The sequence below is a fragment of the Sphingopyxis sp. PAMC25046 genome, assembly GCF_004795895.1.
In the GTDB taxonomy this organism is placed as follows: Bacteria; Pseudomonadota; Alphaproteobacteria; order Sphingomonadales; family Sphingomonadaceae; genus Sphingopyxis.
In genome coordinates, this window is sequence record NZ_CP039250.1 from 3,791,167 (window position 1) to 3,818,040 (window position 26,874).

Annotated in this window: 16 protein-coding genes; 8 read left to right on the plus strand and 8 right to left on the minus strand. The window is 65.8% G+C overall.

The window, feature by feature from the left end:
• The first annotated feature begins 4 nt into the window (after positions 1–4).
• Complete coding sequence (locus tag E5675_RS17810; protein WP_136175678.1) at positions 5–1,438, plus strand: sulfotransferase; 1,434 nt, start codon at positions 5–7, stop codon at positions 1,436–1,438.
• Positions 1,439–1,639: 201 nt separating this feature from the next.
• Positions 1,640–2,500, plus strand: a complete 861-nt coding sequence (locus E5675_RS17815) for a TetR/AcrR family transcriptional regulator (RefSeq protein WP_136175679.1) — start codon at positions 1,640–1,642, stop codon at positions 2,498–2,500.
• On the opposite strand, the gene E5675_RS17820 is transcribed toward E5675_RS17815, so the two are convergent.
• Together E5675_RS17820 and E5675_RS17825 are read right to left on the minus strand one after the other, a co-directional pair.
• Positions 2,497–3,108 (minus strand): TetR/AcrR family transcriptional regulator, encoded by a 612-nt coding sequence (locus E5675_RS17820; RefSeq protein WP_136175680.1) that lies wholly within the window; start codon positions 3,106–3,108, stop codon positions 2,497–2,499. The two genes, E5675_RS17815 and E5675_RS17820, sit on opposite strands and share 4 nt — an antisense overlap.
• A 41-nt stretch (positions 3,109–3,149) precedes the next feature.
• Positions 3,150–4,682 carry an MFS transporter gene (locus tag E5675_RS17825; RefSeq protein ID WP_247594676.1) on the minus strand — a complete coding sequence of 511 codons (1,533 nt, stop codon included), beginning with the start codon at positions 4,680–4,682 and terminating at the stop codon, positions 3,150–3,152.
• Positions 4,683–5,108: 426 nt separating this feature from the next.
• On the opposite strand from E5675_RS17825, the gene E5675_RS17830 reads away from it, so the two are divergent.
• The 5 genes from E5675_RS17830 (at position 5,109) to E5675_RS17850 (ending at position 11,314) form a co-directional block, all read left to right on the plus strand.
• Positions 5,109–7,433, plus strand: coding sequence for a TonB-dependent receptor (locus E5675_RS17830; protein WP_168707921.1), 2,325 nt, complete (start codon positions 5,109–5,111; stop codon positions 7,431–7,433).
• A 125-nt stretch (positions 7,434–7,558) separates the two neighbouring features.
• Complete coding sequence (locus E5675_RS17835) at positions 7,559–8,731, plus strand: amidohydrolase family protein (RefSeq protein WP_247594677.1); 1,173 nt, start codon at positions 7,559–7,561, stop codon at positions 8,729–8,731.
• Between the two features lie 63 nt (positions 8,732–8,794).
• Positions 8,795–10,390 (plus strand): AMP-binding protein, encoded by a 1,596-nt coding sequence (locus tag E5675_RS17840; RefSeq protein WP_136175682.1) that lies wholly within the window; start codon positions 8,795–8,797, stop codon positions 10,388–10,390.
• An 8-nt stretch (positions 10,391–10,398) separates the two neighbouring features.
• Positions 10,399–10,902 (plus strand): flavin reductase family protein, encoded by a 504-nt coding sequence (locus E5675_RS17845; protein WP_136175683.1) that lies wholly within the window; start codon positions 10,399–10,401, stop codon positions 10,900–10,902.
• 1 nt (position 10,903) lies between these two features.
• Positions 10,904–11,314, plus strand: coding sequence for a VOC family protein (locus E5675_RS17850; RefSeq protein ID WP_168707923.1), 411 nt, complete (start codon positions 10,904–10,906; stop codon positions 11,312–11,314).
• A gap of 20 nt (positions 11,315–11,334) precedes the next feature.
• On the opposite strand, the gene E5675_RS17855 is transcribed toward E5675_RS17850, so the two are convergent.
• From E5675_RS17855 to E5675_RS17875, 5 genes are all read right to left on the minus strand, one after another.
• Positions 11,335–12,897, minus strand: coding sequence for an alkaline phosphatase D family protein (locus E5675_RS17855; RefSeq protein ID WP_136175685.1), 1,563 nt, complete (start codon positions 12,895–12,897; stop codon positions 11,335–11,337).
• A gap of 33 nt (positions 12,898–12,930) precedes the next feature.
• Positions 12,931–14,235 carry a serine/threonine protein phosphatase gene (locus E5675_RS17860; protein ID WP_136175686.1) on the minus strand — a complete coding sequence of 435 codons (1,305 nt, stop codon included), beginning with the start codon at positions 14,233–14,235 and terminating at the stop codon, positions 12,931–12,933.
• 20 nt (positions 14,236–14,255) lie between these two features.
• Positions 14,256–17,567, minus strand: coding sequence for a TonB-dependent receptor (locus E5675_RS17865; RefSeq protein ID WP_136175687.1), 3,312 nt, complete (start codon positions 17,565–17,567; stop codon positions 14,256–14,258).
• Positions 17,568–17,664: 97 nt separating this feature from the next.
• Entirely contained in the window at positions 17,665–18,660 is a 996-nt protein-coding gene (locus tag E5675_RS17870) for a FecR domain-containing protein (RefSeq protein ID WP_168707924.1), read from the minus strand.
• A complete protein-coding gene (locus E5675_RS17875) occupies positions 18,608–19,207 on the minus strand; it encodes an RNA polymerase sigma factor (protein ID WP_136175689.1) in 600 nt (199 codons plus the stop codon). Before E5675_RS17875 ends, E5675_RS17870 begins: the two co-directional genes overlap by 53 nt.
• Positions 19,208–19,565: 358 nt before the next feature.
• Here E5675_RS17875 and E5675_RS17880 point away from each other — a divergent pair, with 358 nt between their 5' ends.
• Positions 19,566–21,749 carry a calcium-binding protein gene (locus tag E5675_RS17880; protein ID WP_136175690.1) on the plus strand — a complete coding sequence of 728 codons (2,184 nt, stop codon included), beginning with the start codon at positions 19,566–19,568 and terminating at the stop codon, positions 21,747–21,749.
• Positions 21,750–21,809: 60 nt separating this feature from the next.
• Here E5675_RS17880 and E5675_RS17885 read toward each other — a convergent pair whose 3' ends face one another.
• Positions 21,810–26,675 (minus strand): calcium-binding protein, encoded by a 4,866-nt coding sequence (locus E5675_RS17885; RefSeq protein WP_136175691.1) that lies wholly within the window; start codon positions 26,673–26,675, stop codon positions 21,810–21,812.
• Positions 26,676–26,874: the final 199 nt, after the last annotated feature.

The window sequence follows — 26,874 nt, forward strand, 5'->3', positions numbered from 1 at the left end:
ACCGATGTTCTCGCGCACGCCGTCGACGGCAACCGACATAACGCCCCCGCCCGACGAGCAGGCGCTTCGCAAAGCGGCCGCGCGAAGTCCGGACTCGGCGCACGCGCATGCCGCGCTCGCTTCCTTCCTGTGCGACGCCGGCCGCGTCGAAGAGGCACTGGCCCATGCCGATCGCCAGATTCAAAGCTGGCCCTCGCGCATCTGGCCGCTGTCGATCAAGGCTGCCATTCTGTCCGGCGAGCGGCGCGCGGCGGACGCGATCGACGTCCACCGGATTCTGGTTGATACAGCCCCCGGCATCCCCCTGCTGTGGGCCAATTACGGCAGCGACCTCGCGGCCCTCGGCGACGTCGACGAAGCCGCCCTCGCCTTTCGCAATGCGATCGGCCTTGCACCCGACTTCGGGCCCGCGTGGCTCGGACTTGCCCTTCTGCCCGTTGCGGCCGCCAGCGAGGCCGATATCGCGGCGATGGAAAACGGCCTCGCCCGCGCGCGCGATCCCTATCACAAGGTCCAGATCCTCTTCGCGCTCGGCCGCGGTTATGGGGCGCGCGGGGCTTATGACAGGTCCTTCGAAAAATACGCCGAAGCCAACGCCCTCCGCAGCACGCTCGTTCGCCACGACGGAGCGGGGCTCGCCGCCTTCGTCGACGCGCACCGGAATCTGGAGCCATATTTCTCCGAAACGGCACAGGCTCATCCTCCCGCATCGGCGGGGGCCATCTTCATTGTTGGCATGCCGCGTTCGGGATCGACGCTCGTGGAGCAGATTCTTGCCGGCCATCCCGAGGTCGAAGCGATGGGCGAGCTGCTTGCGCTTCGCGAAGTCGCCACCGCGGCGGGCGCCTTTGCGTCACCCGATGCCTTTGTCCGCCGCCTGCAGACATTGGGGCAAGCCGAGGCCATGCAACTCGGTGCAGACTATCTGGCGAGGATGGGTCGCTATCGCCGGACCGACCGCCCCCGCTTCACCGACAAGATGCCGGCCAACTGGCGCTTCGTCGCGCTCATTCGCCGCATTCTCCCGGACGCGCGGATCATCGACGTGCGGCGCGATCCGCTCGGCTGCTGCTTTTCGGCCTATACGACCTATTTCAACCGCCACACGGACTTTCCCAATACGCTCGGCGAACTGGGGCGATACTACCGGCAATATCTCCGGATGATGGACATGGTGGGCAGTCCTGCAGTCGGCAAAATCTACCGGCTCGATTATGCGCGCCTGGTATCGGATACTGCGCCGGAGATATCCGCGCTGCTCGATTTTCTGCGCCTTCCCTTTGCGGCCGCCTGTCTTGCGCCCGAGAAAATGCGGCGCGCCATATACACGCCGAGCGCCCAACAGGTCCGCGCGCCCGTCCGCCGCGCCGAAAGCCGCCTGCAAGGCTATATGCCTTGGCTCGGCCCGCTACAAGCGGCCCTCGACGCCGAGGAATAGGTCCGCCCGCAAAAGGCCGCACGATCAATCACCCCCTCGATATGGCCAGGCTGTCAGAGTGGGCGCGCATATGTCCCTCTGGAACCGCCAGCAATTATCCGTTAGGCAAGCGGGCATCATGGGGCACAGGATTTTTATGGTGGCGTTGTCACGCGGGCTCATCGACCCGATCGTCGGCGTTCGGCCGGATCGGAGCCGCCGTTGACCGCCGCCCGGATCGACCGCGAAACGCTGTTTCGGCAGGTGTGGGACGCGCCGCTCCACGAGGTTGCCAAATCGCTCGGCATGACAGCGGGCGGCGCGGCAAAGCTTTGCGACCGGTTGCAGGTGCCGCGGCCGAACCGCAACTACTGGCGCCTTCCGGCGGCCGAGCGACGCGACGCGCGACCGGCATATCTGCCTTCGCTCAAGTCGCCCGAAACGCCCGGCGGCGAGGCGGCGCCGGCCAACGGACCGGCCGGACGGCGGCGGCTGCCGATCGAGGCGCGGCGCGCGCAGATGCTCGGCATCGCCGGCCGCATCTGCCTCGAGGAAGGGATCGACGAAGTCAGCCTCAACCGCGTCGCGCGCGAGGCGGGCATTTCCGAAGCGCAGGCGCATAATTGCTTCGCGCGGCGGATCGACATGTTGTCGGCGCTCGCGCGCCGCGAGATCGACGAATATGAACGTTCGCGGCGCGGCGTCGTGCTGCGCGGGCGCGACCGCAACACCCAGATCGTCATGTCGACGGTCAATTATCTGAGCGAGGCCGGGCGCCGCGGCGCGCTGCTCCAGACATTGCTCCTCGAACCCGAAGTGCGCGAGATCATGCGCGAGGAATTCGAGCGGACGCGTATCTCGGTTTCGAAGCCGATCGTCCAGGCGATGGCATCGAGCTATGGCATGAGCGAGGAAGAAGCGTTTGGTAGCAACTGGATCGTCACCGCGATCAGCCTGCGCGCGGGCAGCCTTGTTTCGGCGGGACGCCTCACCACCGAAAATGCGATCCGCCTCTGCCTGCCGATGGTGATGGGCAGCATCCGGAGCCACGCCAAGGCGCATCCCCGCAGCCGCGACACCTAGTTCGACGGACGGAGTTCGTCGATCGACGCCGCGATCAGGCGGCGGCACAGCCCCTGCGCCATCGCGAACGATACCTCGCCGTTGCGGACGAGCCGCGCCCCCTCTTCGGGAACGGCCTGCAAGATCTGGACGATCCCGAGTGCGTCGTGCGCCGAATAGTTGAGTTCGCGCTGCGCCTTGCGCGCCAGACGGCGATAGATGCTGTTGCCGAGCGTGCGCATCGCCCCGTCGAGGTTACGCGCCAGCCATTTGTCGCGAAAGCAAAGTTCGATCGCCGCGCCATGCTGGACGACATGGTCCAGATAGATCAGCGAACAGTCGGTCATCGCCGAGGCGAAATCGGGGCGCGCGACGGCCTCCTCTATCCCGGCGGCCGCGAGCTGCCCGGCGTGCCGGTCGAGCACCGCGCGCAGCAGCGCCGCCGGATCGGCGAAATAGGAATAGACGAGCGAGCGGCTGGTGCCGAGGTCGCCCGCGATGTCGGCGGGCGAGATGCGCGCGCTGCGGCGCAGGTTGATCTGCCGGTCGGCTTCCTCGACCATCATCACCGCGCGGTCGGCCGCCTTCATGCGCGCCTGGCCTTCGCCCCGTTGCCCCATATCGTCCATCACCGATTCCTAGCGCGGCCGCCGCGCATTGCAATTCCCGCTCAAAAGGTCGGCGAGGTCACGCCGGCATCCTGCAGCCGGCGCGCATTCTCTTCCGCCTCGAGCGCGCGAAGTTTTTCGATATTCGCCCGATGCCGGTCCTGATCGATGTCGTAAAAGAGCAGGAACAGGCAACCGGCGAGCCACAGACTGACGATCGTCGGCACATAATGGACGAGGAGCGACAGCTCCATGGCGCGCGTGACATTGGCCGGGTTCGCCTTTTCGGGGAAAGCCGACCAGGTGAGGACGAGCCCCGCGACGAACACCCCGAGCGCCGCCGAACATTGCTGCATGAAGCTCGAGGCCGAGAAGAAGACCCCCGACAGATGTTTTCCCGATTTGACGGCATAATCCTCGACCACATCGGCCAGCATCGAACTGGTGTTGATGAGCGAGATGGCGATGAAGCCGCCGCCGATCGTGCCAAAGACGAGCAGCGTCGGGACGACCATCGGGTGCCCGATCGGAAAGAAGAGGCCGAAATAGACGAGCGCGAGCGGCAGGTTGTTGATCAGGATACCGAGGATCGCCATCCACATCGCCGTCCGCTTCTTGCCGAGCCTGCGCGAAAAGACCGGCGCGAGCGGCGCTGCCAGCGTCGCTGCCGTCACCGCTTCGAGCGCGAGCAGCGCGACCTGCTTGGCCGAGAGGTCGAAGATATAGGTGTTGAAATAGATCGCCATCGCGCTCGCCATGCCGATCGCGGTGAATTTCAGGACGCCGAAGGCGAAGATCGCGAGGAAGCTCCGGTGGCGGAAGGCGGTGCCGATCTCGCGCACATGCCCCATCATGCCGAGGCGGACCGGTTCGGGCGCGTCGGCCTGGCGCATGCGCGCGACCTGCCCCAATGTCCCTAGCCCGCACGCGAGGATCGCGAGCATCATCGCGAACCCGCCCGCAAAGGCGAATTTGACATAGCCGTCGGGATTGAGCTGGCCCACGGGATGCTCGGACGTCTTGACGAAAAAGAGCGACAGGCTGAGCGCGACGAAGGCGAAGGTGCCGGCATAGCCGAACCAGAAGCGCAGCGAGAACAGCTTGGTGCGCTCGGCATAATCGCGGGTCAGTTCGGGTACCATCGCGGTCGAGGGAATGTCGTAGGCGCTGACCGCGACACGCGTCAGCGACGCGACGGCAAAAATCCATATCCCGGTCTGGACGTCGGTCAGCCCGGCGGGGGGGAACCACAGCAGGATGAAGAAGATCGCGGTGGGGATCGCCGAGCCGAGAATGAACGGATGGCGCCGGCCGATTCGCGAACGCGTCATGTCGGACCAGCGCCCGATCAGCGGGTCGACGAGCGCATCGATAATCAAGGTCGCCGCGATTGCGGTCGAGACGATCGCCGCGGGAATCCCCACCACCTGATTATAATAGAGAAGAAGATAGGCGAAGGCAGCGTTCTTGACCGCGGTCGAGATCGCCCCGCTGCCATAGGCCAGCCGTGCCCCGAACGGCATTTTCGCGCCGGCGGCCGCCTCGCGGCCTTCGCCAGCGACCGTTTCGCTCTTCGCGTCCGCGCCTCGCGCCATCGGACCATCCTCTCTCATGTCCCCGGCCTGCCGTCACCGCAGCAGCACCGCATCGGGCACAAGCAATTTTTATGGTGTTTCTGTCAACAAAAATCGACGCAGCCGCCGATGAGCCCGGATCGATGCCGGGCCGCGTCCGGACACCCGGAACGCCGACGCCCGCTCCACGCGTCGCAATTGGGAGTCGCCCGCGCCAGACTTGCCGGACCGCCCGCCGCCGATCAGCGAGGGCAGGGACGATTCGAAGTCCCGAAACTCTTGGTCTCGGCAACTTAATTTTATGACTGACACACCATTATTATGTCAATTCCTGCAAAAATACGGCCTCAAAAGCCGGAATATCAATCATAAATATTGACACAAACCCTAATTATGGTCAGCGTTAAGGCAATTCCCGAGAAAGGGATGCTACGCGGGAGAGAAAATATGCGTAAAGGGACGCTTGCGACTTCTGTCAGCCTGACCATCTGCGCGGTCCTTGGCGCGGGAATGCCCGCAGCAGCAATGGCCGAAACGGCCGCCGACGAAGGCGCGGCTCGCACAGCGGATCACAGCCCTGCGGATATCATCGTCACCGCCCGCAAACGGGCCGAGAATGTCCAGGACGTCTCCGAATCGATCACGGTCGTTAGTGGTGAGTCTATCGATACGCTGCAGATCGTTCAGCCGAGCGACCTGACCCGGATCGCGCCCGCCCTCACCTTTCGCGACAATCCGATCCCCACCTCGTCGGGCTTCGCCGTGCGCGGCATCGGCACCTCGACCTTTTCCTCGACCGTCGAACAGAGCGTATCGACCGTCGTCGACGGCGTCGTGCTCGGCCAGCCGCAGTCCGCCGCGTCGCTGATCGACATCAGCCGCGTCGAGGTGCTCGAAGGGCCGCAGGGCCTGCTGTTCGGCAAGAACGCCTCGGCGGGGCTCGTCAACATCGTCACCAACACGCCGCGCCTCGGCAGCCTCGCCGCCGAGGCATCGGTCACGTTCGGCACCGATGGCGAACTCCGGAACAGCGGCATCCTCAACGTCCCGATCGGCGACACGCTGGCCGTGCGCCTCGTCGGCTTTCGCAACCGCACCGACGGCTTCATTCGCAACAAATTCCTGAACCAGGATTATAACGGCGAGAAGAACTACGGCTTTCGCGGCAAGCTGCTCTTCGAGCCGTCGGACAATGTCAGCCTCCTCGTCTCGGCCGATTATGCGAAGGACACGTCGGTCTGCTGCTTCTCGACCGCGCGGACGCTGGGCGCCAACGCCAACCTCGCCAATTATTTCGACATTTATGGCGTGGTGCCCGGTCCCGACAATCTCGACGTCGTCGCGGGCAAGCCGTTCGGCACCTATCCCGGCGCGCCGCTGCGTGCCTACAAGGGCGCGAGCGCCGAGCTGAACGTCGATCTCGGCGGGATCGAGCTGACCTCGATCACCGCCTATCGCAAGAATCATTATATTCTCGACTTCGACGGCGACCAGACCCCGCTCGACCGGTTCGACTATAATGGCGGTGACTATGACTATCGCCAGTTCAGCCAGGAACTGCGCCTCGCTTCGCCCGCGGGGCAGACGATCGAATGGCTCGCCGGCCTCTTCTATTTCCGCAGCACCAACGACGTCTTCTACCAGGCGGGCGGGCGCCTCCTCGGCCCCGCGCCACTCCCGCTCGTCGTCGCGGTGATCGAAACCGACTTCCGGTCGAAAAGCCTTGCCGGCTTCGGCTCGGTGACGTGGAATGCGTCCGACGCGCTGCGTCTGCGCGTCGGCGGCCGCCTGACCCGCGACGACCTCAAGGCACGCCGCATCGCATACGATCTCCCCGGCGCGCTGCCCGGATCATCGGCGATCATCGGCAGCGTCGCGGGCGACACGACCGAGACGGGGCGGACGACCAACTTCTCGTGGAAAGTCACGGGCGAGTATGACGTCGCGCCCGATGTCATGGTCTATGCCAATGTCGCACGCGGCTACAAGGGCCCCGGCCTCGCATCCAGCGGCATCATCACGCCCGGCGTCGATCCGATCATCCGGCCCGAAAAGGTCTGGGCCTATGACCTCGGGATCAAGGCGAGCTTCCTCGACAATCGCGCGACCTTCAACGCTGCGCTCTTCTATGAAGATTTCACCGACTTCCAGACGCAGATCTACGACACCAGCACCAACCCGCCGGGCTTCCGCACCACCAATGCCGGCGGGCTCAAGACCAAGGGCGTGCAGGCGCAATTCTCGATCCGTCCCGCCGACGGCCTGACGCTCAGCGCCAACGGCATTTATGTCGATGCCGAATATCAGGACCTCGACGGCCTGTCCTGCCCCTATGCCTGGACCGTGCCGACGCCCTCGAACGGATGCCGGATCGTCGCGGGGCGCCCCGTGATCGATGCCTCGGGCAACCGCCTCGCCAACGCGCCGAAATTCAAGTTCAACCTCGCCGCCAATTATGAGGCACCGATCGACGACGGCGTCAACCTGCTGCTCGCGACCGATTATTCGTGGCGCAGCGACGAGCAATTCTCGGCCAATGGCGATCCGACGACGATCCAGCCGGCTTTCGGAATCTGGAACGGCTCGGTCGGGCTGTCGCTGGGCGACGGCAAGTGGGAATTGCGCGCCTTCGTCCGCAACCTGCTCGACAAGCAATATGTGACGCTGCTCGCCCCCAACTCGGCCGACACCTCGGGCGGCTATGCGCAATATCTCTCGCGCTACAGCCAGCGGCAGGTCGGCGTGACGATGCGCGTTCGCCTCGGCAATTGACATGAAATCAACTTAGTCATCGTGATATGTCATTTTTTGGCTTTAAACATGAATTCGAATCATTGACACACGCACCGATTAATTGATAGCATTTTGCAACCGAAACGAGATTGAGGAGACTTGCAGTGGCTTTTGCATATGGCCGCGTCATCAATGACGCTGACAGTCACACCATGGAAACCGACGACTGGATCCATGAATTTCTCGACGACCGCCTGCGCGAGAAATTCGGCGCGCTTTACAAGGCCGACAAGTCGGGCCGCGTCGTCGGCATGATCGACAAGGCGAAGGCACGCGCGACCGATGCCGAAGCCGAGGCCGCCGCCGCCGAAAATCCGATCGCCGGCGACAAGGGCTGGCTCGCCTTCGGCGCCTTCGACGCCGGCGAACGCACGCGCATGCTCGACCAATATGGCTTCGTCAGCCAGCTCGTCTTCACCACCGCCTGCCTCGCCGGCATGGCGCGCGCCGAAACGCCCGAAGATAAATATGCCATCGCGCGCGCGGCCAATATGGCGCAGCAGAAATTTTCGAACGGCGACAAGCGCCTCGTCAACGTCGCCTATATTCCGCTCGACGATCCCGAAATGGCCTTCGCCGAAGCCAGGCGCGCGATCGACGCGGGTGCGGGTGCGGTCGGCATTGCACCGATGCCGAGCGGAGATCGTTCGCCGGGACACCCCGATCACGACCGCTTCTGGCAGATGCTGTCGGACCGCAAGATCCCGTTCATGGTCCACATCGGCACAGGCACCAAGACGCAGCCGAAAGGCTATCACAACAACGGCCGCGAACGCTCGGCCGACCTCCACGGCGGCGGCGAGAATCTGCGCTTCGACGATTTCACCGCGCTCTGCTTCGCGCCGCAGGAATTCCTGACCGCGATGGTCTATGATGGCATCTTCCACCGCTTTCCCGACCTGCGCGGCGGCGTGATCGAGTCGGGCGCGGGATGGGTTCCGGATTTCCTGCGCCGCATCGATTATGCGTATAAGAGCTTCTCGCGCACCGACAAATATCTGCAGACCCTCGACAAGCTGCCGTCGGACTATATCCGCCGCGCGGTCAAGTTCACGCCCTTCCCGGGCGAGGACGTCGGCCAGATGATCGCCGACGCAGGCCCCGAGCTTTTCATGTTCTCGAGCGACTATCCGCATCCCGAAGGGACCAAGGATCCCGTCGGCAAGTTCGAAAAGTCGCTCGACGGCGTCGACGAGGCGGTCAAGGACATGTTCTATCGCACCAACTACGACGCGATGATGAACTATAGCTCGGACGCCTCGCTGGCGGCGGCATGATCCTCTACTGGAGGGCGGCCAGTGGACGACGCGCCGCCCTCCGTCTTTTCGGACGAGCCCCTTATGACCGATAGCGCGGTGGCCGAAGCGGCCCCGGTAGAACCGACCGCCGAAGAGCTTTTCGCTCTTGCCGGAAAGGGCATGTTGTTCAGCCATTGGGCGCGCCGCAATGGCGATCGGGCCGCGCTCCTGTCGCCGCGCGGCAATCGCAGCTTCGCCGAACTCAACGGCAACGCCAACCGGCTGCTTGCGCATTTCCGCGCGGCCGGTCTGGTGCCCGGCGACGGCGTCGCGCTTCTCTGCGGCAATATCCCCCAATTCATCGAAACCTATCTCGCCTGCCAGCGCGGCGGCCTCCGCCTGACCCCGATCAACTGGCATCTTTCGCCGCGCGAGGCCTCCTATATCCTGACCGATTGCGAGGCGAAGGCGTGGGTCGTCCAGGGCGAGTTCGTCGACCTGACCGCGCCCGCGCCGACAAGGGATGTCGCGACGCGCTTGACGACCGGCGTCGCGCGCGCGGGTTTCGACAGCTATACACACGCGCTCGACCGGCAGGAACCCGCCGATCCGGCCGACCCGATCATCGGCACCGTCATGCTCTACACTTCGGGAACCACCGGCCAGCCGAAAGGCGTGGTGCGGCAGAACCCGATCATATTGATGCCGCAACGCGAGAACAGCCTCTGCGATTATCGCGACGGCGATCTCAACCTGCTCTGCGGCCCCGCCTATCACGGCGGCCCGCTGACCTTCGACATCGCCTTTGCGATCGCGTCGGGAATTCCGCTGCTGATGATGGAGCGTTTCGACGCCGCGGAATGGCTGTCTCTCGTCGGCAAATATCGCGTCACCCATTCGCATATGGTGAGCACGATGTTCCGCCGCCTTCTCGCGCTGCCGGAAGAGGTGCGCGAGACCGCCGACCTGTCGAGCCTGAAGCGCATCTTCCATGGCGCCGCGCCCACCTCGCCCGAGGTCAAGCGTGCGATGATCGACTGGTTCGGGCCCGTCCTCCACGAATATTATGGCGCGACGGAGGCCTCGCCGGGGATCGGCATCACGTCGGAGGATTGGCTCAAGAAGCCCGGCAGCGTCGGCCGCATCCCCGAGGGCTCGCTGACGTCGGTCCGCGACGCCGACGGCAATGTCTGCGCGCCCGGCGAGCTCGGCTTCGTCAGCTTTCCCTATAATCCGGCGACCAGCCCCAGCTATTTCCGCGCGCCCGAAAAGAACGCCGAAACCTTCGGCCGCAGCCATTACAGCGTCGGCGACCTCGGCTATGTCGACGCGGACGGCTATCTCTATCTCACCGGCCGCTCGGCCGAGGTAATCATCTCGGGCGGGGTCAACATCTACCCGCAGGAAGTCGACAATGCACTCGCCGGCCATCCCGCGGTGCGCGAGGTCTGCACCGTCGGCGTGCCGAACGAGGAGTGGGGCGAAGAAGTGAAGGCGGTGGTCGCGCTCGCCGACGGCTTCGCGGCCTCACCCGAACTCGAACGCCACCTACTCGCTTATGCGCGCGAACGTCTCGCCGCGTTCAAACGACCGCGCTCGATCGATTTCGTCGAGACGATTCCGCACAGCGAAGCGGGCAAGGTCCTCCGCGCCGAGGTCCGCCGCCGCTTTTGGGCGACCGCGACCCGGCAGATCTGATCGTGACGATGATCCCCAGCCTCGACGCGTTTCGCGAATCGATGGCGCGGCTCGCTGCGACCGTCCATATCGTCACCGCCGAGGTCGAGGGGCAACGCCACGGCATGACGATGACCGCGGCCTGCTCGCTGTCGGTCGATCCGATGTCGATGATCCTCTCGATCGATCGCGGATCGGCGACGCACGGCGCGATCATTGCATCGCGGCGCCTTTGCCTCAACATGCTCGCCCCCGGCGACGATGCGCTGGCGATGCGCTTCTCGGGCGCGCTCGGGCATCGCGAAGACCGCTTCGCCGAAGGCGACTGGCTCTGCCGTCCGGGCGCGCCGCCGCTGCTGCGCAGTGCCGCTGCGGCGCTGCAATGCGACCTCGTCGAGGCGCATGGCTTCGGCACGCACAGCGTCCTGCTCTGCGCGGTTCGCGACGTGCAACTGGGCGCGGGCGAGGCCGCGCTCGTTTACGCCAATCGGCGCTACGGCGCCGTCCATCACACCGAACAGACAGGGGTTTGACATGCCAGCAGACGAAATCGTCATCGAGACCGCGCCCGCCTTCTACAAGATTTTCGTCGCCGACCTCGACCGCTCGATCGACTTCTATTCGGTCTGCCTCGGCTTTCGCGAACAGCGGCGGATCGACGCGGGCAAGTTCGACGAAGTCATCCTCGCTCCGGCCAAACAGGGTGCCAGCGTCGTGCTCTGCCGCTGGAAGGACGGCCGCGCGATCGACCGCGGTGCGGCACAGGGGCCGACGGGCTATTTCGTCGCCGACGTCGACAGGATTTCAGCCCGGATGATCGACCGCGGCGCCCAAACCGCGCTTGGTCCGGTCGATTATGCCGGGATGCGGATCGCCGTCCTGACCGATCCCGATGGCCACCAGATCGAGCTGCTGGCGCGCAGCCCGGCGACTTCGCCCGAATAGGCGGCCGCCCTCCGCGGTTATTATTCGCGGTGGATTCCAGGCTGTTGCGGAAGCGTCACCAGCGTCGCGATCTTCTGCTTGGCACCGCTCCGATCGCTGACCTTGGTCACGCCGACCACATCGGTCCGCCAGCTGTCCTTCCCGATCGTGAAAAGCTGATACCCCCGGCGGTCGTTCAGCAATTTCGTATGGGGGTTTTGCTCGGGAACCTTTTCCCAGCCCGCGGGGATGTCCGCGCCGTCGCCGCCCGACGCAATCGAGCTCGCCACATATTCCGTCGCCGCGGCGGGTCCGTCGAGTTCGCCTTCGCGTAGCGGAACGATGCCCGCATGATGCTTGTGGACGTCGCCGGTGGATACGATGACGTTGTTGAGCTTTCGTTCGGCGATCGCATCGACCAGCCGCGCCCGGGCGTCGGAATAGCCGCTCCAGGAATCGAGGTTGGTGGGCCCTTGGGCGCGGCTTTCGGGATAGACGAACGGCATCATCATCACCTGCTGGGCAAGCAGGTTCCAGCCGAAGTCGCCCCCCAGCCCGTCCTTCAGCCACGCCTCCTGTTCGGCGCCCAGCATTTGCGAGGGACCGCGATCGCCGGAGGGACGACAGTGCTCCGCTTCCCCGGGACCGCAGCGCTGATCGGCGCGATACTGGCGCGTGTCGAGCAGATGGATACGCAGCCGCCGGCCGTAATCGAGCCGCCGGTGCATGCGCAGGCCCGCGGGCGTCGGGAACAGCGCGCGCCGGACGGGCATATTTTCGTACCACGCCTGCATCGCGGCGAAGCGGCGCAGCACAAATGCTTCGGGCGGCGTGCCGTTTTCGTCGCGATCGTCCGCCCAATTATTATCGACCTCATGATCGTCCCAGGTGGACAGGAAGGCCGCGGCGCGGTGCGCCGACTGGAGGTCTTCGTCCATCTTGTACTGCGCGTGGCGTCGGCGATAATCGTCGAGCGAATAGATTTCGTCGCCGGCATGGCTGCGGAAACAGGTTCGCTCCCCCTCCCCCATCTTCGGACAACTGCGCCCGGACCGGCCTTCGTAGATATAGTCGCCATAGTGAAAGATGGCGTCGAGATCGGGCTCTTCGCTCAAATAGCGATAGGCGGTGAAATAGCCGCTCTCATAATTCTGGCAGCCCGCAACGCCGATGCGGAGCCGGTCGACCGCGGCGCCCGCCGCCGGCGCCGAGCGCACGGTGCCGACGGGGCTCGCTTCGCCTTCCACCAGGAAGCGATACCAATAGCGGCGTGCGGGTTCGAGCCCCCGAACCTCGGCATGAACCGAATGGCCGAGCTCGGGCCGCGCCATCGCCTCGCCCGATTGCACGATCTGCGCGAAACGCTCGTCCTTCGCCACCTGCCATTGCACCGGAACCGTCGCCATCGGCATGCCGCTGCCGGGCTCGAGCGGGTTGGGCGCGAGGCGGGTCCAGAGGACAAAGCCGTCGGGATGGGGATCGCCCGAGGCGACGCCGAGCGTGAACGGGTAACCCTCGATCGGTCGCGCGAAAACGGGCCGGACGGACAAGCCCGCGAAGATGGCGAGCGAACCGGCGGATTTGATGAGGTTACGGCGATCCATGAGATTCTCCGGGACAGAATGGGAAGGAAGCGGTCAGGAACCGCGCTTTGGCGGCGGGGCATCCGGCGCGCCGAAGCGCCGGTGGAAATCGTCCAGTTCGATCGTGAATTCGTCGCGCTTCAGATAATCGGCGTCGGACAGATCGCCCTGTCCGTCGTGCGCCTTGTACCACCCCGCATATTCGGGAAGCTCCGACGCATATTTCCCATAATGGGTCGAAAAGGTCCGGACGTCGATACTCGGCTTCGCGGTGTCGAGGCGGAAGGTCAGGAGCCGCAGCCAGCCATCGCCGACATCGCTGCCTTCGGCGCCCGCGTCTTTCGCCGTCTGGCCCCGTCCCTGATAGTCGGCCATCATCTGATAGACCTTACCGCCCGACCGGTTCGTATCGATGCTGAAACCCTGGCCGCCGACATGACCGCTCAGCACCAGGAAAATCTGGTCGTGACGGCTTACGAACTCGTCCCACATCATCTCCGGATCATTGTCGAGCGGGTCGAGTATGCTGTTGCGGGGGTTCGACTTCAGATTGCGCTGCCCGTCGCGCCCCAGATAATCGTGCGTCGACACGATGGTCGGCAACCCCGGAAAGCGGTCGATCATCGCGCTCGCCCAGGCGAGGGAGGCGTCGGGGGCATGATATTGCAGGCCGATATGCAGAAAGCGGCACTGTCCCGCGCGAAAGACCTGCGCGCTGTCGGCGCCGCCGTCATGCGATCCGACGTACCAGGGCTGCCCCGCAAAGAATGCCGATTTGTCCGAAAAGGCCGATCGGAAACCGGTCAGCCCCCCGACATGGCGCACCCCCGCCTTTTCTTGCTCGGGCTGCGGCGGATGTGCGGGATCGGTCCACAGCGCGTCGAAGTCGTGATTGCCCGGCACGACCGAAAAGGGCAGCTTGCCCGCCACGAGCTGGTAGGCCTGCACCGCCACGGGAATCTCGAACCCCCTTGCATGGACCTTGGGCGACATTGCGACTTCCGAACCGCCGTTCGGAATCCATTTGAAACCGCGCGCGGCGTGCGCCGGGTCCATCCATTCGGAATAATGCTGCCAGACGTCGCCGACATGGGTCGCGAACGCGATATCGCCGCCGGCCCCTGCGGAATTCTCCGCCACCCAGCGCATCTGCCCATAGAATTGCTCGACCGCGTCGAAGGGGAAACCCGACCATTTCTGATGCCGGTAATCGACATAGTTCTGCGTATCGGGAATCATCGCGACCCTGAATTCGCCGCACGTCCGCCGGGGCGCCTCCGCCGCTCCGGCGCTGGCAGGACCGGCAAGCGCGGCGAGCAACGCCAACCCCGCCTTCAGCTTGTTTCGATAGAAGACCATGGATGCCTCCTTCGCGGCCGCTAGAAGCGCGCCCGGACGCCGATCACGCCGCTGCGGCCGTTGTGGACATAGATCGCGCTGTGATCGCCCAGCGGGCCGCTTGCGGCGAGACTGCCGGGCACGATGACGTTCACCGGTTCGTTCAGCAGGTTGCGGATCGAGAAAAAGGCTTCCCAGCCGCGGTGAAAGGCGACGCTGCCCGACAGATTCATGTCGATGCGTTCCTCGAACCACGACGGCGTCGTGCTGCGATATTTTTCGCCGGTCCACACACTGTTGAGATACAGCTTCACCGGCCCCTTCTTGTAGGAGAGGGAGAAGCTGCCGACATGGTCGGCGACACGAACGATCGGGATATCCGGGTCGTTATACATATAGGAACCGCGGACCGACAGGCCGTCGAACGGCGCGGGCAGATAGGTCAGCGCGTGGTTGAACTCGAACTCGACGCCCTTGATGTTGACCGCATCGCCGCCCACCGTCGTCGTGGTGATGAAGGTGTAATCGGCATATTGGGTGCCGGTATAACCGAACTCCTCGGCGGTCAGCTCCTGCTCCTGGAACAGCCCCTTCGTGCGATTCATATAGAGGTTGATCGCGACCAGGCCGACGGGTTCGAAATAATGCGCGAGCCGCGCCGAAAAATTGTCCGAGACCGCGGGTTCGAGGTTGGGGTTGGGCGCCCGGATGATCCGGTCGAGATCGTTCACCGACCAGACGCCGGCCAGCTGGCTGACGGGCGGCCGCAGGATCGTGTTGCTGTAGCCGAGCTGCAGGTCGGTGTTGCGGCCGAGCGAATATTTCAGCGACGCGCTCGGGAAGAAATAGTCGTATTTGCCTTTGCGATAGATCTTCGGCCGCGAGAGATATTGATATTCGAGCCCCTCGATCGTCGTGGCCCGTCCGGTGCTGTCGGAGACGTCGAAACCCGCCGCGCGAACCTCCTCCGCGGTCAGCGCATCGAATTCGCGCGATGCGGTGCGGGTCTGTTCCCAGCGCAGGCCGCCGCGCAGCCGCAGGCTTTCGAACGGCGTGATCGTGGCCATGCCGTAGACGGCGGCGTTGGTCTCCCGGAAATGCGCGTCGCTGGCGACGTTGGCGCTGTACCAGTTCGCCGCGGTAAAGCTGCGCTGCCAGTGGTCGGGGTTCGCCTCGAACAGCTGCCAGACCTTGTACAGGCTCGGCATGTACAGCTTTTCGCTTCCGGAAAGCGAACTCAGCTTCAGGCCGCTGTCGGAATAGGACGAAAGATCGGTGAACGAGCCGATGGCGCGAAGAAACTCGGCGTTGCTCATCGGACCGACATAGGAATATTCATTTTCGGCCGAGCGGTTCGAAAACTCATATTCGGACCGCTGGACCTTGAAGCCCGTCTTGAACGATGCCTCGATCCCGCCCACCGACGTATCATAGGTCAGGTTCATCGCTGCGGTCTTGAAATCGACCTCGGATGTGTTGCCGTTGTTGAGCCGGATCCTCGGCGTACCGGACAGGGTGAAGGAATCGGAATCGGTCCAGTCGGGGCCGCTGACCTGCCGGATGTCCCAATCGGCTTCGGTAAGCTCGCTCCGTTCGGCGGAAAAATTCCCTGTCGAATTGACCGTGCTGAGCAAGGCGTTGACCGCGCCCTTCGACGGGCTGTCGTAACGGCTCTTGGCGCGCGACCACGACAGATAGCCGTCGAGCCGCAGGCCGCCGCGCGTCCATTCGAAACCGGGGGTGAGTGAAAAGCCCTTGTTGATCTTGTACTGGACCGCGCTCGCCGCCCGGAAGCTGTTCGCCGCGGCGCCCTGCTGCGTCGTGAAATCCAGCCCCGCATCGCCCGTCACGCCGACGGTCCGCGCGCCCGTGGTGAAGGTCGGCGTGAGCTCCTGCTGATAGACCCTGCCCCGGTTGAGGTTGCTCGCGAGCGACAGGATCAGCTCGTCGCTGGCCCTGAAGTCGAGGTTGAGCGCGCCCGCCATCCGCGACGTCTTGCGGAACTGGCTCTGCGCCGCGATGACGGTTGTCGCGAGCGGGTCGGGGCTGATCGCAGTGGGCGCATAGTTGCGGCTGTTGGTGATTTCCTCGCGCTCGATATAGGTGTTGGTAAAGCCGAAGCTCGCCATCACCCCCAGCCGGCGGCCGAAAAAGCTGTCCGAAAACTGGACCTCGCCATTCGGCAACAGCGGCGCATCGAAGCCGCCTTCCTGCGGCCCGGTATTGCGCCCTTCCCAAAGATCGGCGCTCGTCGCGCCGCTCAACTGTACGTTGAACAGCCGGCGCTTTCGGTCGAAGGCGCGCTTGGTACGGATGTTGATCGTTCCCGCCGGCGCATTGGCATCGACGTCGGCGCTGATCGTTTTCGAAATCTCGATCGAATCGATGCCGGCGAGCGAGACGCCTTCGAAACTGAACACGCGCGCCGAACCCGCGCCGGTATTGGCATCCGCCGAGGCCATGCTGGTGCCGTTGAGGGTCACCTGCGTATAGTCCGACGGCATGCCGCGCAGCGAAACGCTGATCGCGGTGCCGTTCGTGCCGTCGGTGTCGACGCCCGACATGAATTTCAGGAATTCGGCCGGATTGCCGTCGGCGATATCGCCATAGGATTCGGCCGACAGATTATTCTTGATGTCCATCGATTCGCGCTGGTTCATGATCGCGCGCGCATCGCCTTCGAGGACGCTGGCGACCACGACGATATCCTGCGCGCCCTCCGCCCCGGGGCGGACCAGCTCGACGTCGTGACGTGTCGTGACGCCGGCGGCGACGTCGATCGTTTCGACGTGATCGCTGTAACCCGTATAGCTGATGGCGATGCTCGCCGGGCCCGCCGGGACGTCGACCATCCGATATTCGCCGCGCTCGCCCGAATTGGTCGAGCGGCGGCGGCCGTCGGCGGTCTCGACGCTGACGATCGCGTTGCGCAGATATTCGCCCGTTGCCGGGTCGAGCACGCGGCCGGTAACGATGCCCTCACCCGCGGCGCGCTGTTCGCCCGACCGGGCCGGGCTCGATCCGGCCGGGCTCGCCGAACCGTTCGCCGCGGCGCGGGCGCGCAGGACGACAACGCCGCCGGCGTCCGATACGATTTCGAGGCCCGTGCTCACCAGCAGCTTGCGCAATGCGTCGCGCGACGTCATCTTTCCGACGATCGGCCGCGATTTGGCATGTTCGAAACCGGCGACGGGCGCCACGATCTGAAGCCCCGCCTGGCGTCCGAAGGCCGAGATCGCCGCCGGAAGGCTCTGCGACGGAATATCGAAGCTGATCGTCTGCGCCGCCGCCGGCGACGAAATTGCGAGTGCGGCAACGGCGACGCCGCTGCTCAATACCGACCTCAAATACATTTTAACGCCCCCGAACTTGTTGCTTCAGCCATGGTTCGGGGGCTGGATGACGTGCAGCGATCTTTCCGCCATCGCCGACGGAAAAAAACTTCGATCGCTATGGAAGGGCGAGCCTTACTCCGTCGGATATCGGCTCGGCGCGGATACCCAGGCTGAGCGCGGCCGCCTCGGCAAAGCCGATTGGATCGCTCGTCGAATAGACGCCCGCCACCTTCATCGCGCCGACCGTCCGGTCGCCGATCTCGATGCGACGGTCCGAATAGCGGGCATATTCGGCGGCGGCCTGGTCGAGCGTCATGCCTTCGAGGTCGAGAAGTCCGCGGCGCCAACCCACCGATCGTTCGAGCACGGTCGGCGCCAGACGCTCGGTGCGAAAGCCCCCACCGGCGAGGAGGCGCGTCCGCTCGCCCGCGCGAAGCAGTTGTTTCCGCCCGTCGCCGGCGCCTCCCACTTCGACCAGCCCTTCGAAGACGGTGACCTCGACCGCATCGTCGCCGAAACGCCGAACCGTGAAACTCGTGCCCAGAACGCGAATGCGGGCATGTCCCGCCCGCACGATGAAGGGCCGTTGCCGGTCGCGCGCGACGTCGAACAGGACTTCGCCTTCGACCAGATCGACCTCGCGCAGCTTGTCCTCGATCCTGGGCTCGATGCGGCTGTCGGTGTTGAGCGTAATCGCCGATCCCTCGGCCAGGGTGACGCGGCGCATGTCGCCCTTGCCCGTCCTGATTGTCGACCGCGCAGCCAGCAGGCCATAGCCGGCCAGCGCGGCAACCGAAGCCGCGAGCGCGCCGCCGCTTGCCAGAATGAATTTCCGCCGCGCCACCTGCGGCGCGGGCTTCGTCGCATCCTCGAAATCGGCCGGCGAGAAATTCGTGCCCAAGGCGGCGGCGCGATCGAAATGCGCGTTGACGGCAAGCGCGCGTGCATAGGCGCCGATACGGCGGCTGTCGCCCTGCAACCAGGCGTCGAGCGCCGCCTGATCGTCGGGAGCGAGCGGTCCGCGGTCGGTTCTGGCCGCCCATGCGGCCGCCGCTTCTTCAATTTGCGAGGCGGTTTCCCTGCGGCTCGGGTCGGGCGAAGTCTCGATCATATGCATCAGATGCCGCGATCGCCGACTTTCCGCCATAGGCGATTGCAGCCGATAGAAGACGGATCGCCCTACCCATGTGCTTTTCGACAGTATTCTCCGAAATTCCCATCTTGCGGGCGACCTCGCGCTGCGAGAGTTCGTGAACCTTGCGCAACGTGAACACCTCGCGGCATTTGGGCGGAAGATCGGCGATCAACGCCGCGACGCGCGACAGTTCCTGACGCCCCGCTGCGATGCTTTCGGGTCCCGGCGCATCGCAGGATATTTCGAGTCCTTCGATGTCGGCTAGGGTGCTGAACGAAACGACGCGCGAGCGCCGCAACGCCATCAGGACGACCGATTTGGCGACCTCGAACAGATAGGTTCGCGGGTTGCGGATGTGATCTACCGATCCGAGGCCGGCCAGGATGACATAGGATTCCTGAACGACATCGTCGACGTCGAGTCCGACCAGCGGCCGGCGCCGGAGCCAGGTGCGAAGCTCGGCTTCGTGCGGAAGAATCTTGCGCGCGAGCCACTCGATGCGTTGCGGAGATAACACAGCCATGCGGCGCCCGTAGGAGAGCTATGTTACACTTGTGGTTCAACGAACGGCTATGGACGCCGCCGCTCCATTTCGCTTTCGGCCGATCGCGGATTGGCCGGCACTGGTGCGATCATGCCGCTTTCGACTCGGCCGCGCGGTGTAAAAATCATTTCATGTCAACGACTCAGGCGCCGGACAAGAATGCGCTGGGCCGAATTTCTCGACCAAGCGAGACGCCGCGCGATCGGCCCGAAAGTCCCCGCGCTCCATCGCAATAACCGCTCCGATGATCAGGATAACGCTGGCTTAACCATGGTGCCGTGCATCATGTCGGATTTGTCGAGGTTAACCTCGACGTAACAGCAAGGGGTCGTTCGTCATGCCAAGCCTGTATATCTCGCCCGCCGGATCCGGCGACAAAAGTGGCAGCGATATCAACAATGCAGCGTCGATCGGCTCGCTCAACACGCTGATCGGACGCGCGGGGCCGGGGGGCGAAGTGCTGCTGCTCGCCGACCAGGGCGGTTACAACGTCACCGGCATCCTCGGCATCACGCGCGGCGGGTCGGAGGGCGAGCCGGTGGTGGTGCGCGGCATCGATTCGGACGGCAATGCCATGGCGGCGCAGTTCACCGGCTCGCGCCCGGCCGACTGGCAGGCGGGCGACGCCGCAGGCAACGAATTGTTCAAGCTCGGCACGGGCGCCGACAATCTCGAATTTCGCGACTTGCGGATCGACAATGTCGGCACCGCCTTCCGCGTCACCGCCGATCTCGCCAATCTCCATGTCGAGGATGTCGACGCGAATAACGTCCGCCGCTTCTTCGAAGATTATGCCAGCGCGCCCTCCGGCACCGCGACGATCAGCGGGCTTACGATCCGCGACGTCGATGTGCAGGGTTTCTCCAGGGTCGCGATCCGCCTCCAGTACGACACCAACAACGTCGTGATCGACAATGTCACCGCGGACATGGCGGGGCAGACCGGCGACGACCTGCCCGCGGGAATCCATCTCGACGACACCGTCCACAACGTCACGCTCAGCCGCGTGGTGATGGAGAATATCCAGAGCACCGCCGGCGCCTATTTCAACGGCGACGGCTTCGCAACCGAGCGCGGCGTGTATGACGTGCGTTTGATCGACACGGTCGCGCGCGGCAACAGCGACGGTGGGTACGACCTCAAGTCGAGCGGCACTCTGGTCGTCCGCGCGCTCAGCGAGGAGAACGGCCGCAACTACCGGCTATGGGGCGAGGCCACGCTGATCGACTCGACGGGCCTCAATCCGGTGCTGCGCGGCGGCATTTCCGAACAGAACCAGCTCTGGCTCGACAACGACGCCGATGTCACCGTGATCGGCGGCCGCTTCGAGGATGCCGGGTCGCGCACCAAGGTGATCTCTTCGCAGGGGCGGCTCACGCTGCAGGGCGTCGAGATCACCTTGTCCGAACTCGCGACGCTACTCACCCGCGATTCGCTTCCCGGTCTCAGCGGCATCGAGACGATCCGCGAAACGCTGACGGTCGATCGCGGCGATGCCTCGCCCGGCGCGACCGACTTTATCGCGCTGCTTCCCCTGCCCGACACCGCGACGGCCGACGCGCTGCAGGGCACGGCCGGCGACGATATTTTCCTTGTCGACGACACCGGTGACCGGATCGCCGAGGCAGCTGACGCCGGGTTCGATCGGGTCGAAACGACGCTGGAGGGCTACACGCTCGCCGGTCATATCGAACAACTGATCCGCCGCGGTGCCGCCGATTTCATCGGCAATGGCAACGCGCTCGCCAACAGCCTGATCGGGGGCGCGGGCAGCGACACGCTGGGCGGGCTCGACGGCAATGACGACATCGCCGGCAATTCGGGAGACGATTGGCTCGTCGGCAGCAATGGCGAGGACCTGCTTCAGGGCCAATCCGGCGCGGACATGCTGCTCGGCGGCTGGCAGTCCGACGCGCTTTTCGGCGGCATGGGCGCGGACCGGCTGATCGGCGACCAGGAATGGTTGAGCAGCCGGGGCGCCCACGACCGGCTCGATGGCGGCGACGATGCCGATCTGCTGATCGGCGATGCGACCAATATCTATGGCAGCGGCAGGGGAGGCAACGACCGGCTGACCGGCGGCGCGGGCAACGACATATTGATCGGCGACGGCGACGCGATGACGGACAGCGCCCGCGGCGGGGCCGACACGCTGGAGGGGGGCGACGGCGCCGACTGGCTCTATGGCGACGGCCGCGAGTCGGCCGCGACGGTGGCCGGCGGCGACGACAAGCTCTACGGCGGCGACGGTCCCGATCACCTGATAGGCGGCGGCGGCGACGATCTGCTGGCGGGCGGCGCGGGCGCCGACTGGTTCGTCTTCGCGCCCGGTTCGGGCGCCGACGAGATCAGCGACTTCACCTCCGGAGCGGACCATATCGACCTCAGTGCCTTCGACATCGCCTATGAACGGCTCGGCTTCACGGCGAGCGCGGACGGCGTCCGCATCACGATGGGCGCGGACAGCATCTTCGTCCGCGGTGCGCAGGCGTTTTCGCCCGACGATTTCGTCTTCGGCTGACTTTCCTCCGCCCTTTGCGGGAGAGGGCCATAGGTATCCCTCGGCCGAACGGTGCGATGCTCAGCCGAAGACGAAGTCGGCCGGGTCGAGCGCGGTGGCGCCGCGAACGAAGATCGTATCGGTACCGCCGAGCTGAACCGTCACCCCGGTGCTGCTCGTGGTGAAGCGCAGCGCCTCATAGGCGATGTCGAAGGCGCTGAGGTCGATCCGGTCGGCTTCTGCGCCGCCGCGCGTGAAATCGGTGATCTCGTCGGCGCCCGAACCGGGCGCGAAGACGAAGCGGTCGCTCCCGCCGCCGCCGGTCAGCTTGTCATTGCCCCCGCGCGCTCCGGCCGCCATGGTCATTGCGTCGCCGTACAGCACGTCGTCGCCGAGCCCGCCGATCAGCGTATCCACGCCGCCAACGCCGCTTGCCGTCATGCTCATCCCGTCCCCGACCAGCACGTCGTCGCCGTCGCCGCCATCGAGCGTATCCCGCGCGGCCAGCGAAGAGATCCATTCGGTATCGCCGACCAGAAGGTCGTTGCCTGCGCCGCCATAGAGCCGGTCGGTCTGCTGCCCGCCATACAGCGTGTCGTCGTCGTCGTCGCCGTAGAGCGCATCCTCGTTCTTGCCGCCATCGAGCCGGTCGACGCCCGCCCCGCCGCGCAGCATGTCGTTGCCGGCATCACCGGAGAGTGCGTCGTCGCCTTCGCCGCCGGTCAGCACATTGGCCCCGGCGCTGCCGAGCAGTACATCCGCAAAGGCCGAGCCCTCGGCATTTTCGATAGCGATCAGCCGGTCGCCGGTGGCATCGCCGCCGGTCGCGGTCTGGCTGCGCAGGTTGACCAGCACACCGCCGAGCGAGCCGGCATATTCGACGGTATCCGATCCCGCGCCGCCGTCGAGCAGATCGCCGCCCGCGCCGCCGCGCAGCACGTCCGCGCCGTCGCCTCCGGCCAGCTGATCCTCGCCGCCGCCGCCGACGACGAAATTGTCGAGCGCATTGCCGGTCATCGCCGCCCCGATCGTCCCGGTATAGACCAGCTCCTCGATATTGGCGCCGAGCGTGTAGCTGCGCGCCGCGGTCCGGATGCGGTCGCGGCCTTCGCCCGCCGCCTCGATCACCTGGTCGCCGGCCTCATATACGACATAGAGGTCGTTGCCGGCGCCGCCGCGCAGCACATCGTTGCCGCTGCCGCCGTCGAGCTGGTCGTCGCCCGCGCCGCCGACCAGCACATCGCCGCCGCCGCGGCCGTACAGCGTGTCGCCGGCCAGCGGGTCGTCGCTGCCGGTGATGCTGTCGGCATAGTTGGAACCGATCACAATCTCTATTCCCACCAGCCGATCGCCTTCCGCCTCGCCGCCGTGATTGACGTTGGTGACCAGGTTCACGGTGATCGCGGCAGATTTGGTATAATCCACCTGGTCGCGTCCGGCCCCGCCGTCGAGCAGGTCCGCGCCCGCGCCGCCCACCAGCTTGTCGTCGCCATCGAGACCGTAGAGCGCGTCGTTCAGCGCCTTGCCATAGAGGCTGTTATCGAGCGCATTGCCGGTGCCGGAGAAGCCGCCGCTACCGACATAGCTCAGGTCCTCGACCCCGTCGGCGAGCGTCAGCGAGGACAGGCTGGTGCGCACGATGTCGCTCCCTCCGCCGACCGCCTCGACCACCTGGTCGCCGGCGTCGTCGACGATATAGGAATCATTGCCCTCGCCGCCGATCATCACGTCCGCGCCCGCGCCGCCGTCGATCGCGTCGTTACCGCCGCCGCCCTCGATCCGGTTGGCGTTCGCGTCGCCCGTCAACGTGTCGGCGAAGGCGCTGCCCACCAGCCCTTCGATTCCGGAAATGCTGTCACCCTGCGCGTCGCCGCCCGACAGGATATTGGTCGCGAGGTTGACCCTCACCCCTGCCGCGCTGCCCGAATAGACCAGGGTGTCGAAACCGCCCGCCCCGTCCAGCCGGTCGCCCGACGCGCCGCCGACCAGTATCTGGTCCGCTCCGTCGCCGATGATCGTGTCGGCGAAACCGGTGCCGATGAAATGCTCGACCCCGTCGAACCGGTCCCCCTCGGCATCGCCGCCGCTGCTCGCGCCGGTCTGGAGGTTGATCGAGACGGCGCTTGTATTGGCGCTATAGTCGACCGTGTCGATACCGGCGCCGCCGATCAGCATATCGGCGCCCGCCCCGCCCTCGAGCAGATCGTCGCCGCCGCGCCCTTCGAGCCGGTCCGCCCCTGCGCCGCCATACAACGCTTCGGCGCCATCCAAGCCCGCCAGCGAATCGTCGAACGCCGAGCCTACCAGCGCCTCGATGCTCACCAGCCGGTCGCCCGCCGCATCGCCTGCGCCGCCCTGTACCGACAGGGCAAGGTCGACCTGCACTGCCGCGGCCGAATCCGAATAGTCGGCGGTATCGAAACCGTCGCGCCCGTCGAGCAAGTCCGCACCTCGGCCGCCGACCAGCAGGTTGTCGCCGGCGTCGCCGTTCAGCGCGTCGTCGAACGCCGATCCGGCCAGGCCCTCGATCGCGGTCAGGCTGACCCCGCCCGAAACCGTGCCCGCCGCAAGGTCCGCCGTCACCATGTTCGCGCTGGCCGAAAAGTCGGCCACATCGAACCCCGCTCCGCCGTCGAGCCGGTCCGCCCCGCCATTGCCGACCAGCCGGTCGTCCCCGGTACCGCCCGACAGGACATTGACCGCGCCGTCGCCGATCAACACGTCGTCAAACGCGCCGCCGACCAGATTCTCGATTCCCCCCAGCACGTCGCCCTCGGCATCGCCGCCGCTGCCGGTGCCGCCCAGCACCGCGGTCACCGCGGCACCGCTCGCCGAATAATCGGCGGTGTCGATCCCGGCGCCGCCGGTCAGCCGGTCCGCGCCTGCGCCGCCGGTCAATATATTGTCGAAACCGTCGCCGGTGAGCACATCGCCGAAAGCCGAACCGATCAGTTGCTCGATCCCCTCGATCCGGTCGCCCTCGGCATCGCCGCCGCTTCCCGTGCCCGCGGCAAGGTCGATGGTGACCGCCCCGCCGCTGGTCGAATAATCCGCGCTGTCGATCCCCGCGCCGCCGATCAGCGTATCGGCGCCCGCCCCGCCGAGAAGCAGGTCGTCTTCGCCGCGCCCGTCGATCCGATCGTCGCCCGCGCCGCCCTCGATCCAGTCCGCGCCGTCACCCCCCGACAGCGTATCGGCAAAGCCCGAACCGCGCACCGCCTCGATGCTCACCAGCCGGTCGCCCGCCGCCTCGCCGCCGCTCGCCGCGCCATTGGCGAGATCGACGACCACCGCCGCGGCGCTGCTGCCATAATCGACACAATCGAACCCGGCGCCGCCGTCGAGCAGGTCCGCGCCCGCGCCGCCGTCGAGCATGTCGTCGCCCGCCCCGCCCGAAAGCGCGTCGTCGCCCGCGCCGCCGAACAGCCGGTTCGCGCCCGCGTCGCCCGCAAGGACATCGGCAAAGGCCGAGCCTTCGATCCCCTCGAACCCGTCGAACAGATCGCCTTCGGCATCGCCGCCACCGGCGGCGAGGCGCAACAGGTCGATCCGCACGCCCGCGGCGCTGCCGGCATAGCTGAGCAGGTCGCTCCCCGCGCCGCCGACCATGATGTCGCGCCCGGTGCCGCCTTCGACGCGGTCGTCGCCGGCATCGCCGACCAGCATGTCGTCGCCCGCCCCGCCCGCAAGCAGGTCATTGCCCGCCCCGCCGCTCAGCATGTCGCGCCCGCCGCCCCCCGCCAGCGCATCGGCGGCGGCGGTGCCCGCCAGCAGGTCGTCGCTTGCGGTCCCTGCCGTCACCGCGATACGCTCACCGGTCAGCGTCAGCACCGATCCGGTGCCGCGCACCGACTGGGTCGTGCCGGGTCCGATGACGAACCCGAAATCCTCGACCGCCAGCCGGCCGTTCCGCTCGGCGAGGTTGAACAGGGTTGGCGAGCCGGGGTCGGAGAAAAACGCGCCGTCGATCGTCGCACTCGCGCCTTCGGCCAGCCAGATATGCTCGCGGTTGCCGCCCGCCAGCGGCGCGCCCGCGTCGAGGCTGACGATATTGCTCAGCTCGGCGCCCGTGCCCCACAGCCGGATATTGCGGCCGTTGCCCGAAACGATCGCGCCGTCGATCACGATATTGTCGCTCTTCAGGTCGAGCCCGCCGTCGCTGTTGCTCGTGGCGATCACGTCGCGCAGCGTAATGTCATAGGTGCCGCGCTCGGTCGCAAAGCCGTCGCCGTTGCGATAGTCGTTCACCGTGTCGAGCGCGTTGCGCATCGCGACGCGATCGATCGTCACATCGTGCACGGTGTCGGTGAGATGCACGCCGATCGCGAAATTGTCGCCGTCCTGAAACCGGCTGTCGCCGCGCACATCCTCGATCAGGATGTCATTGCTGTTGTACTGGATGCGGATCGCGCCCTTGGAATAGCCGTTCACGGCGACGTCGCGGATCGTGAGGCCAGTGATCGTCGCGCTGGCGTTGGCGCCCGAGACCATATTGTCGAAGAAGCGGGCGACATTCGTCGCCTCGACATGCTCGATCGCCAGGTTCCCGACGTCCGCGCCAACGCGAAAGGCCGTGCCGACATTCTGGAACGCCAGATCGCTGAAGCGCAGATTGTCCGCGCCGTTGAGCAGCCGGAATATCTCCTCGCCCGGCGGCATGGCCGGATCGAAAGGCTCGCTTCGCGTGCCGGTGATCGTCGCCGCCATCGCATTGCCCGCGCTGTCGACGCCGCGGACCGTCACCGGCGCGCTCGCCGTTCCGCCCGCAACGATAGCCAGCGCGCCCGCCGGCGCAGTATAAGCGCCCTGGTCGGCGAGCAGCAGCACCTCGCCGCCCGGCCCGGCCGCCGCGATCAGCTGCGGCAGATCCTCCAGCGTCGCGGCGTTCGCCGCGCTGGAGCCGTCGCCCGAACCGCTGCCGGTGGGAGAGATGTAGAGGGTCGGCATGGCGGGGCTCCGTCACAAGCTTGAAAAGCGACCCCCCGCAATCGCGAGCAGACAGCCCGCGATGGCATCCGGGTCAACCATATGCTGCGCCTGCGAAAGCCGAATCGCCCCTTTGCTCCGACGACCGGAGCCTCGGCGCCTTCGCTCGCCGGGATTTGGCCGCTACCAAGGACCGTGCCGGACGATTCACATTGCTCAC